Here is an 11,081-nt window from a genome sequence, read left to right on the forward strand (position 1 = left end):
CCCATATGCTCGTCGCCCCGCCCACCCCGCCGGTCGATCCCAAACCAGCTGAACTGCGGCAGCCGCTCCACTACATAGTCACCCTGGATCTTCCACAATTCCTGGGTCCCGATGATATCCGGATCGCTCCGCCGGATCGTCGCGACAAACAGGTCGCGCCGCGCCTCCCACCGGTTCGCCCCATCCGACTCGAGCGGTAGCCGAACATTGAAGCTCATCACCCGCAACCCGGCCCGCCGCGCTGCGCCATGGGCCAATCCGGGCATCAGCCCCAGTCCAGCCGCCGCTGCGACCATCACTCCGCGCCGATCCATACGCACAACTCCACTCTTGCCTGTTGCCAACGCTGTCACCTATGCCTGACCCGTCAGGGGAGGCAAATGGCGCGACGGCCGACGATCAAGGAAGTTTCGAAACTCGCGGGCGTGTCGTTCAAGACCGTCTCGCGCGTGCTGAACAACGAGAAAAACGTCAGCGAGGAAACCCGCCGCCGCGTCGAGCAGGTCGTCGCCGAACTCAATTTCCGCCCCAGCCTCGCCGCACGCACGCTGGCCGGGCGCAAATCCTTTCAGGTCGGGCTGCTCTACGACAACCCCAGCCCCTATTATGTCTATCACCTGCTCGCCGGCGCGCAGGAGGGGTGCGCCGAACATGGCTATCGCCTGCTGACCCAGCCGGTCGACAGCGCCGCGCCCGGCCTCGTCGCCGATGTCGCGGCGTTGGTCGATGAAACGCACCTCGACGGGCTGATCCTGTCGCCGCCCGTGACCGAACATGCCGGGCTGCTCGACGAACTCGACCGGCGCGGCCTGCCCTATGTGCGGATCGAGCCGGGCGTGCGCCGCGATGTCGGGCGATCGGTGACGATCGACGACGCCAGCGCGGCGCAGGAGGCCACCGCGCATCTGCTGACCCACGGGCATCGCGCGATCGCCTTCATCAAGGGCCCGGACACGCATATCTCCTCGGTCGAGCGCCTCAAAGGCTATCGCGCCGCGCTCGCCGCCCACGGCATCGCGTTCGACGAGTCGCTGGTCGTGGCGGGGGATTACAGCATTGATTCGGGCCGCCGTGCCGCGCGTACGCTGCTCAATCGCACCAACCCGCCGACCGCCCTGTTCGCGGGCAATGACGATATGGCGGCAGGGGCGCTTGCGGTGGCGCATGAGTGCGGGATCGCCGTACCCGATCAACTCTCGATCGTGGGGTTCGACGATTCGGACCTTGCCGCCGCAGTCTGGCCGCCGCTCACCACCGTCCGACAGCCGGTGCACGAACTCGCCCGCAGCGCCGCCGAACTGTTGCTCGATGCCAAAAGCCCACGCGATCGGCTGACCTTCGACACCCGCCTCATCCCCCGCGCCAGCTCCGGTCCCGCGCCAGAGCGCTGAGCGAAGTTGTCCGACATCTTTGTTGACTCCGAAACGAGTTTGTAGGACAACTATCTGACACCGGTGTCTAAGCCGGGGCAGTTGGCGCACGGCGCGGAGCGGGACGACCATGTGTGCGCGTGGCACCCGGCCCCTGCCCGTTCCGTGCGGAATGGGGAGGAAATCGATGCGCATCCAGTCATCCGTCACCGGCGGCATCGCCGTCACCGCGCTCGCCACGGCGCTCGCGATCGGCACGCCCGCGCTCGCGCAGGACGCCGCGCCGCCGGCCGAAGCCGAGAAGGACGAAATCGTCGTCACCGGCATCCGGGCCTCGCTCGAGCGCGCCGCCGATATCAAGCGTGAGGCCGACCAGGTCCTCGACGTCATCACCGCCGAGGATGTCGGCAAGCTGCCTGACGCGAACGTCGCCGAGGCGCTGCAACGCGTGACCGGCGTCCAGATCACCCGCGTGTTTGGCGAGGGCCAGTCGGTGTCGGTGCGCGGGCTTCAGCAAGTCCGGGTCGAAGTCGATGGCCGCACCTTGCTCGGCTGGTCGGCGCGCCTGTCGCCGCCGGAGAACGACCAGCTTGGCCGGTCGTCGGGTCTCGATTCGGTGCCCTCCAGCCTGTTCGGGCGGCTCGAAGTGCGCAAATCGCCGCTCGCCAGCCAGGCCGAGGGCGGGCTCGGCGGCACGGTCAACCTCGTCACGCCAAAGCCGCTCGACTTCCGCAATCCCACCGTCTCGCTGCGCGCGACCGGCGTCTATTCGGAAAATAGCGAGACCTTCGAGCCGGTGCTGACCGGCTTTGCCACGACCAAATTCGCCGACGGCAAGATCGGCGTGATGCTGGCGGCGGAATATCAGAAGCGCACTTCGACCACCCAGGCGTTCGAGCGCAACAATTTCCTCAACCGCACCTATACCGGCACCGGCGCGGCGGTGACGCCCACCCCGGCACTGCTGCAATATGAAAATTTCGTCGTCGATCGTTCGCGCATCGGCCTCAACGGCGCGGTGCAGGTCGAAGTGACGCCCGAACTGGTGCTGACCGCCGACGCGCTCTTCTCGCGCCTAACCACCGGGCGGCACCAGGACTTCTTCGCCTTCCGCCTGCCGACCGGCAGCAATCCGGTGAGCAACCGGGTGGTCGAAAACGGCGTGGTCGTCGCGGGCACCGCCAATGGCACCGTCACCACGGCGGGCCAAATCCGCAACGAGCCGACCGAAAGCTATCTCTATGGCCTCAACGGCAAATATGACAGCGGCGGGCTGACGGTCGAGGCCGATGGCTATTACAGCAAGGGCACGATCGACCAGACGATCCAGATCATCACGCTGCAGGGGACGGCGCTGGTTCCCGGCGCCTTCGACTTCCGCAATGGGACGATCCCCAGCCTCAACCTCGGCACCTGGGACCCGACTGCCTATGCGTCCTATAATCCGGCCAGCAACGGCGTGCGCAGCAACCGCCTGCTCGGCCTGCTGGAGGAATGGACCGGCAAGCTCGACCTGTCCTATGAATTCGACAGCGGGTTCACCCTGGCAGCGGGGGTGCGCTACACCGATCTCCACGCGCGGTCGAACGCCTATCGTAGCCAGGTGACCCCGACCCGCGCCGAGATCGAACCCTATCTGCGCCAGGTCACCCTGGGATCGTTCCTGCCCGACATTCCGGGCAGCTTCCCGCGCGCCTTCCTCAGCACCGCGCCGACCTTCGACTATGTCTTCAGCCGGGCGCAGGCGGCCCAACCTAACCCGAACCCCAATGACCGCTCGACCCTGCTCCCCAATTCGCAGCGCGATTATGATTTCAGCGAGAAGACGCTGGCCGGCTATGTCATGGTTTCGGCCAAGGGCGATATCGGCGGTGTCCCCTTCTCCGCCAATGCCGGCGTGCGCATCGCGCGGACGAAGCTGTCGGTCGACACCTTCCTCAATGTCGGCACCACCAGCACGCTCGTCACCGACGAGAACGACTATACCAACGTGCTGCCCAGCGCGAACATCGTGTTCAACGTTACCGACAATTTCCTCGTCCGCCTGTCGGGGTCACAGACGATGCAGCGCGCGTCGATTGCCGATCTTGCGCCATCGACCTTCTTCAACGCGACCAACCTGTCGGTGACCGGGGGCAATGCCGCGCTCGACCCGCCGATCTCGACCCAGGCGGATATCAGCTTCGAATATTATACGGGGAAGAGTTCGCTCATCTCGGGCGCCTTCTTCTACAAGGACGTGAAGGACTTCATCGCCAGCTTCGTCACCACTGGCGTCGACACCAGTCTCGACCCGGCCGGGCGGGAGCTGACCTTCTCGCGCCCCGAAAACCTCGCCAGCGCGAAGATCAAGGGGTTCGAAGTCGGCGTCCAGCAGTTCTTCGACTTCCTCCCCGCGCCGCTCGACGGGCTCGGCATCATCGCCAACTACACCTTCTCGGACTCGGAGGATAATGCTGGCTTCCCGCTCGTCGCGGTGTCGAAGAACAGCTACAATCTGGTCGGCCTCTACGAAAAAGGCGCGTTCTCGGCGCGAATCGCCTATAATTACCGCGACGCGGCGGTGTTCGAATTCTCCGAAGGACGGCCGAGCTACATCGGCGCGCGCTCGCAGCTCGATGCGCAGATCGGCATCGATCTGGCCAAGGGTATCGCGCTATCGCTTCAGGCGCAGAATCTGATCCCGGAGGATTCGGCGACGACCGAATATAGCGCCGCCGGACCGGTCGCGCTCAACAGCTACGCATTGTCCGAACGCCGCTTCTCGATCGGCGTGCGCGCGAAGTTCTAACCCGCGACCCGGTCGGCGATCCCGCCGGGGAGCGCCGACCGCAGTCGCAGCAACGCGTCCGCAATCCACCGCCCCGGCTGGCGCAGCGGCCGCCGGACCCGCACCCGCAGCACCACGCGGGTGCTGCCGCTGTCGTTCCACGCCTCGTGCTCATAGGTGTCGTCGAACACCAGTGTCTCGCCCTCTGCCCAGCGGATCACCCGGTCGCCGACGCGCATCCGCGCATCGCCGTCGCGCGGAACGATCAGCCCCAGATGACAGGTGAGCAGCCCCCGCGTCGGCCCACGCTGCACCGGCACATGCGCGCCAGGCGGCAGCACCGAAAAGCTGGCACTATCGAGTCCCGGAATCGCCGCCACCGCCGCCGCCGTTGCCGGGCAGCGGGCGGCATTGACCGCTTCGCGACCGCCCCTGCGCCACAGCGCGAAACGGCCTTCCGCGCCGGCCCGATCGCCGTCGAGTGCCGCAAAACGCGCCTCATCCCGGATCGTGCGCCAGTGGTCGCGCAGCCCCCCGGTCCAGTCAAAGGCGCGCACATCCAGCACCGGCGCGACCGGCACCAGCGAGCACCCACCAATCATCCGGTCGGCAATTTCGGCCAGTGCGGCACGACGCGACGCGCGCCGAATCGGCGACCGCGACGCGGCAATAGGCAGCGCCAGTGGCTCGCCCTCGCTCCGAACAATCGACCGCTGATACACGTAACGCCCCGCCCTGCTGTCCGTCGACGATGGCACCGTCGCGGCTTGGACCCGTGGCTAGGCCGAGTCTGGGTCCAAAACATGGCCGAACCCGCGCCAAAGTGGCACGCGGCGAAGCGTTTCCACGGCGTCTGGCACGTCGCCTTCATCCAAGCTAAGCTCATCCGCGATGGCATTGTTCTCGCGCGTTAGGCCGCTCGCCCTTCCCTTCCTGCTGATCGCTGCGGCGCTGCCCGCGCTCGGCCAGTCCAGCGCCCCTGCGGCCCGGACCGCCCCCGCGCCCACCCCGGCGCCGGTTACGGTCGACAAGACGCCCTGGCTCTACCAGGGCAGCGACATTGTCCACGACCCCGAATGGCGCTTCGGGACGTTGCCCAACGGCCTGCGCTATGCGGTGCGCAAGAATGGCGTCCCCCCCGGTCAGGTCGCGGTGCGGCTGCACATCGCGGTAGGCTCTTTGATGGAGCAGGACAGCGAAAAGGGCTTTGCCCACCTGCTCGAACACCTATCCTTCCGCGGTTCGTCCAAAGTCCCTGACGGCGAATCGAAGCGCGTGTGGCAGCGGCTCGGCGTCACCTTCGGTTCGGACAGCAACGCCAGCACCACGCCGGTTTCGACCACCTACAAGCTCGACCTGCCCAATGCGACCGAGGCGAGCCTGGATCAGTCGATGATGATCCTCGCAGACATGATGGCGGCGCCCAATATCACCACCGAATCGCTGACGCTGGAACGTCCTGTCGTGCTGGCCGAACAGCGCGAGGCGCTGGGGCCGGAGGAGCGGTTCGACGATCTGCGCCGCCGCCTGTTGTTCGCGGGACAGCGCTTTGCCGACCGTCCGGTGATCGGCACAGTGCAGACCCTGACCGGCGCCACCGCCGATACGGTCCGCGCATTTCACCAGCGCTGGTATCGCCCCGAACGCGCCACATTGGTGATTGTCGGCGACCTCGATCCCGCGCTGTTCGAGGCACAGATCGCCAAGCATTTCGCGGCATGGCAGGGGGTCGGCCCCAATCCCGCCAACCCCGATTTCGGCCAGCCCAGCGACGCGCATCCCAAGAGCGCGGCGCTGGTCGAACCGACCCTGCCCCCCGTTGTCGTGCTCGCCACGCTGCGCCCCTGGACGGTGTTCGCGGATACGGTGAAGTTCAATCAGGAGCGCTGGGTCGATTTCGTCGCGGTGCGGATCATCAACCGCCGGCTCGAACGCCGCGCACGTGCCGGATCGAGCTATCTTCAGGCCAGCGCCGATCTGTCCGATGCGGTGCGCTCGGCCAACATCACCACGATCCAGGTGATTCCGATCGGCGAGGATTGGGAAAAGGCGCTCAAGGAAGTGCGCGGCGTTGTTACCGATGCGCTTGCCAGCGCCCCGACTCAGGCCGAGATCGACCGTGAGGTCAACGAAATCGCCTCGGAAATGCGCAACCAGATCGATACCGCGCGCGTGACCGCCGGATCGATCCGCGCCGACACGCTGGTCGCGGCGGTCGACATTAACGAGGTGACGACCAGCGAACAGGGCAGCCTGGGCATCTTCCAGGGTGCGATCGACGCGAAGATGTTCACGCCCGAACGCGTGCTGGCATCGACCCAGCGCGTGCTGCAGGGGGTCGCCACGCGTGCGATCATCAACACGCGCGTTGCCGATCCCAATATCCAGGCCAAGCTGACCGCCGCGCTGCAGGCCGACGTCTCGGGCCTCGCCGGCGCGCGCGCCGCGCTCGGCAATGTAAGCTTTGCGTCGCTGCCCAAGCTCGGCACGCCCGGCACGGTCGCGGCGCGATCGATCGCCGTCGCCGATCCGAAAATCGAACAGGTACGCTATTCCAATGGCGTCACCGGCCTGTTCTTCCAGAATCCGGGCGAGGTCGGCCGCGTCTATGTGTCGGTCCGCTTCGGCCGGGGGATGCAGGCATTGCCGTCCAACCGCCAGACCCCGGCCTGGGCCGCCAACCTTGCCCTGCTCGAAAGCGGGATCGGCAATTTGGGGCAGGAGGAGATCGATCAGATCACCGGCGACCGCCGCATCACCATGCGGTTCGGCGTGGGCGACGATGCCTTCGTCATTGCCGGCCAAACCTCGCCCGCCGACCTTGCCGACCAGCTGCGCCTGATCGCGACCAAGCTCGAGGTGCCGGGTTGGGACCCCAAACCGATCGCGCGGGCGCGGGCGCTCGCCATTGCCGGCAATGCCGCGCGCCGGGCCTCGCCCGACGCGGTGATCGGCGACAGCCTCGAAGCGCTGCTCCATGCCGGCGACCCGCGCTGGCAAACCCCCGAACTGCCCGAAATCCAGAAGCTCAACGCCAAGGATTTCCGCGCCTTCTGGGAACCGTTGCTCGCCAGCGGACCGATCGAGGTACAGGTATTCGGCGATATCGACGTCGACAAGGCGATCGAAGCGGTGCGCACCACCTTCGGCGCGATGAAGCCGCGTCGCGCGTCGCGCATTCTGTCGGCGGCGGTGCGCTTCCCGGCGCATGTCGCAAGCCCAGTGGTACTGCGCCACACCGGCGAGCCCGATCAGGCAGCTGCCGTCATCGCATGGCAAGCCGGCGGCGGCGCGGCGAATATTGCCGAGGGCCGCAAGCTCGAAATCCTCGCCGCCGTCATGCGCGACCGCATCCTCGACCGCATCCGCTCGACCGAGGGGGTCAGCTATTCGCCGACGGTGATCAGCCAATGGCCGGTCGGTCAGCCCAATGGCGGACGCGTGGTCGCGCTGACCCTGTTGCCGCCCGACAAGACCGACCTGTTCCTCCGCGTCGCGCGCGAGATTGCCGCGGACCTGATCGCCAAGCCGATCGAGCTCGACGAATTGCGCCGTTCGCTGGTGCCGACGCTGCAGATGGTCTCCCGCCGGTCGAGCGGCAATCCGTTCTGGATGCAGCAGACCGAAGGCGGCACCACCGATCCGCGCCGCCTCGCCGCGGTCGACACGCTCGGCCCCGATTACGGCCGCACCGGACCGGAAGAGCTTCAGGCGCTGGCCGCCAAATATCTCGCGCCGGGCAAGGACTGGTCGATGGTGGTCCTGCCGGAAGCAAAAGCGGCAACGCCGACGGCGGGAGGGCGATAGACTTCCCCCACCGTCGTCCCGGCCTTGAGCCGGGACAGGGCTGTTCTTCATCCGCGTAAGAAGAAGCCCAGCCCCGGCTCAAGGCCGGCGACGAACACTCAATTCGGTCTGAAACTACCCCTTGTACAAACCATCCAGCCGCTCGCCATAAACACCCTTCAGGATGTGGCGGCGGATCTTCAGGCTCGGGGTCAGCTGCTGGTTTTCGATCGTGAACGGCTCATCTGCCAGGATGAAGCGGCGCACGCGCTCGATCACCGATAGATCCTTGTTCACCCGGTCGACCGCGGCGCTGATCGCGGCGCGATAGTCCGGGTTCTCGCGCAGCGCCGTGAGGTCGCATTTGGTCCCCGTTTTCGCGCAAAACTCCTGCGTCCATTCGGGGTCGGGCACCAGCACCGCGGTCATGTACGGCTTGCGGTCGCCCGCGATCATCGCCTGCATGATTTCGGGCTGCAGCGTCAGCATGCCCTCTACCTTTTGCGGCGCGACATTGTCGCCCTTGTCGTTGACGATGATGTCCTTCTTGCGGTCCGTAATCTTGATCCGGCCCTTCTCGTCGATCAGGCCGATGTCGCCGGTATGCAGCCACCCATCCTTGAGCACGCGGGCGGTCTCGGCCTCGTTGCGCCAGTAACCGTGCATCACCAGTTCACCACGTACAAGGATCTCGCCATCATCGGCGATCTTGACTTCGACACCCTCCAGCGGGGGCCCGACCGTGTCGTGCTTCAGCCCAACCTTGGGCCGGTTGCAGCTGATCACCGGCGCCGCCTCGGTCTGGCCGTACCCTTGCAGGAAGGTGATGCCGAGGCTTTCGAAGAACACCCCGACCTCCGGGTTGAGCGGCGCGCCGCCGGAGACCATCGCCTTGATCCGCCCGCCGAACTTCTTCGACAATTTGGGCTTGAGCGTGCGGTCGAGGAACAGGCTCATCGGCAGGTCGAGCAACGTGTTCCGGCCCGCGGCCTTCTTGCCGCCGATCGAAACCGCGCGGTCGAGCAGATAGTTGGCGAACTTCCCCTGCTTCTCGACCTGTTTGGTGATCCGCGTGCGCAGCACTTCGAACAGGCGCGGCACGACGACCATCAGCGTCGGGCGCACCTCCTCGATATTCGACGCGAGCTTGTCGAGCCCTTCGGAGTAGTAAATCTGCGCACCCAGCCCGATCGGGAAATGCTGCCCGCCGGTATGCTCATAGGCGTGGCTCAGCGGCAGGAACGACAGGAACACTTCGTCCTCCCAACCGAAATCCTCGCTGATCACGGTGCAGCAACCCTCGACATTGGTGAGGATCGCGCCGTGATGCTGCATCACCCCGCGCGGGGAACCGCCGGTGCCGCTGGTGTAGATGATACAGGCAAGGTCCGACCGCTGCATCCGCGCCGCCGCCTGCTCGGCCTCGGCGACGTCGACCGGGTTGGCGGCGATCAGCGCGTTCCAGTCGTGGAAGTCGATCGCGCCCGGCTGGCTGAGCTTCAGCTCTTCCATCCCGATCACCACATGGCCGACGCTGCCCGCCGTGTGCAGGATCGCGGGAAGCAGCGTCTTGGCCAGCTTGGCGTCGGACACGATCGTCATCGTCGCGCCCGAATTGTCGATGATATGCTGGTGATCGCGTTCGGTGTTCGTCGTGTAGGTCGGCACGGTGACGCCGCCCGCCGCCATGATCGCCAGATCGCTCAGGCACCATTCGGGGCGGTTCTCGCTGACCAGCATCACCCGGTCGCCGGGCTTCAGCCCCAATTTCCTGAGCGCCGCCGCCAGGCTCGCGACCTTGCGCGCCGACTCGGCCCAGCTGACCGACTGCCATTTTCCGCCCGATTTCGCCCACAGGAACGGCGCATCGCCCTTTTCCCTTGCGCGGGTGAAGAACATCGAAACCAGATTGTCGAACTTTTCGAGCTTGCGCATCCTGTCCCCAACTCCTGCGGCGCGAGTTCGTGCCCGCGCTCGATCTGAGCGCAGACCCTAACGCCACCGCCGCCAATCGCAATGCCGCTACGTCACAGACGCTTGAGGATGCGCCGCACCAGTCCCGGCCCTTCGAACACCAAGGCCGAGTAGATCTGCACCATCGTCGCCCCGGCATCGAGCCGTGCCAGCGCCTCCTCCGGCGAATCGATCCCGCCGACCGCGATCACCGGCAGCGCGCCATCGGCAATCGCCAGCGCCTCCGCGAGCTTGGCCCGCGCCAGCACCGCGAGCGGGCGGCCCGAAAGCCCACCCGCCTCACGCGCCAGCGGCGAGCGCAGGCTATCCGGGCGCGAGATCGTGGTATTCCCGACGATCAGCGCATCCAGCCCGGCATCCACCGCCGCGCCGACCACGCCCGCCATGCCGTCGCGGTCGAGGTCCGGCGCGACCTTCAGAAATAGCGGAACCCGCCGCCCGTCCAGCATCCGCGCCGCACTCGCCGCGCGCAGCAGCTCGTCCAGCGCCGGCCGCGACTGCAGGTCGCGCAGCCCCGGCGTGTTGGGCGAACTGACGTTGATCGTCACATAATCGGCATGCGGCGCGACCTTGGCCACCCCCAGCGCATAGTCGGCGACGCGATCATCGCTGTCCTTGTTCGCCCCGACATTGATGCCGAGCAGGCCGGGCCGCTTAGCGCGCTTGACCCGCTCGATTGCCACATCGATCCCGCCATTGTTGAACCCCATGCGGTTCACCACCGCGCGATCCTCAACCAGCCGGAACAGCCGCGGCTTGGGATTGCCCGCCTGCGGACGCGGCGTCAGCGACCCGATCTCGACGCTGCCAAAGCCTAGGTTCATCAGCCCGTCGATCGTCTCGCCATCCTTGTCGAGCCCCGCAGCCAGCCCCACCGGGTTAGGAAATTCCACCCCGCCGATCGTCACCGGCCGCACCCGCGGGATCGCGCCACCGGGCGCCAGCGCTGCCGCCCGGATCGCCAGCCGGTGCGCCTTCTCGGCATCGAGGGTGAAGATAAGCGGCTTCAGCAGGTCGTAGAGCATGACCGCCTGATAGTGCGACGGGTTGACGAACGCTACGCCCAAGCCCATCTGCCCAATCGGAACGAATCATTCCGATTTGAGAATTGTTCGCAACGAAGGACCTCATGCGGCTCTCCGCCCAGACCGATTATGCAGTCGTCATGCTCTCCGCCGCCG

General features: G+C 66.5%; 7 protein-coding genes. 3 read left to right on the top strand and 4 right to left on the bottom strand.

Going from position 1 to position 11,081, the window contains the following annotated elements; all coding sequences use genetic code 11:
• Positions 1 to 314, bottom strand: a 314-nt coding sequence (locus AX681_RS15765) for an endonuclease/exonuclease/phosphatase family protein (RefSeq protein ID WP_331710027.1), incomplete at its 3' end; no start/stop codon positions are given.
• A gap of 66 nt (positions 315 to 380) precedes the next feature.
• Between AX681_RS15765 and AX681_RS15770 the strand changes: the two genes are divergently transcribed.
• Together AX681_RS15770 and AX681_RS15775 are read left to right on the top strand one after the other, a co-directional pair.
• Complete coding sequence (locus tag AX681_RS15770) at positions 381 to 1,391, top strand: LacI family DNA-binding transcriptional regulator (RefSeq protein WP_066656722.1); 1,011 nt, start codon at positions 381 to 383, stop codon at positions 1,389 to 1,391.
• A gap of 166 nt (positions 1,392 to 1,557) precedes the next feature.
• On the top strand, positions 1,558 to 4,161 hold the full coding sequence (locus AX681_RS15775) for a TonB-dependent receptor (RefSeq protein WP_066656720.1): 2,604 nt from the start codon (positions 1,558 to 1,560) through the stop codon (positions 4,159 to 4,161).
• Here the strand turns inward: AX681_RS15775 and AX681_RS15780 are convergent.
• The gene (locus AX681_RS15780; RefSeq protein ID WP_066656717.1) at positions 4,158 to 4,862 is read right to left on the bottom strand and encodes an aspartyl/asparaginyl beta-hydroxylase domain-containing protein; all 705 of its coding nucleotides are present in this window, start codon (positions 4,860 to 4,862) and stop codon (positions 4,158 to 4,160) included. The genes AX681_RS15775 and AX681_RS15780 overlap by 4 nt on opposite strands.
• Before the next feature lie 169 nt (positions 4,863 to 5,031).
• Between AX681_RS15780 and AX681_RS15785 the strand changes: the two genes are divergently transcribed.
• On the top strand, positions 5,032 to 7,947 hold the full coding sequence (locus AX681_RS15785) for a M16 family metallopeptidase (protein WP_066656714.1): 2,916 nt from the start codon (positions 5,032 to 5,034) through the stop codon (positions 7,945 to 7,947).
• Positions 7,948 to 8,061: 114 nt separating this feature from the next.
• On the opposite strand, the gene AX681_RS15790 is transcribed toward AX681_RS15785, so the two are convergent.
• The gene (locus AX681_RS15790) at positions 8,062 to 9,861 is read right to left on the bottom strand and encodes an AMP-dependent synthetase/ligase (RefSeq protein ID WP_066664167.1); all 1,800 of its coding nucleotides are present in this window, start codon (positions 9,859 to 9,861) and stop codon (positions 8,062 to 8,064) included.
• A gap of 92 nt (positions 9,862 to 9,953) precedes the next feature.
• Positions 9,954 to 10,925 (bottom strand): quinone-dependent dihydroorotate dehydrogenase, encoded by a 972-nt coding sequence (locus AX681_RS15795; RefSeq protein WP_066664169.1) that lies wholly within the window; start codon positions 10,923 to 10,925, stop codon positions 9,954 to 9,956.
• Positions 10,926 to 11,081: the final 156 nt, after the last annotated feature.

It is taken from the genome of Sphingomonas sp. CCH9-E2, assembly GCF_001557215.1.
Classification (GTDB): domain Bacteria; phylum Pseudomonadota; class Alphaproteobacteria; order Sphingomonadales; family Sphingomonadaceae; genus Sphingomonas.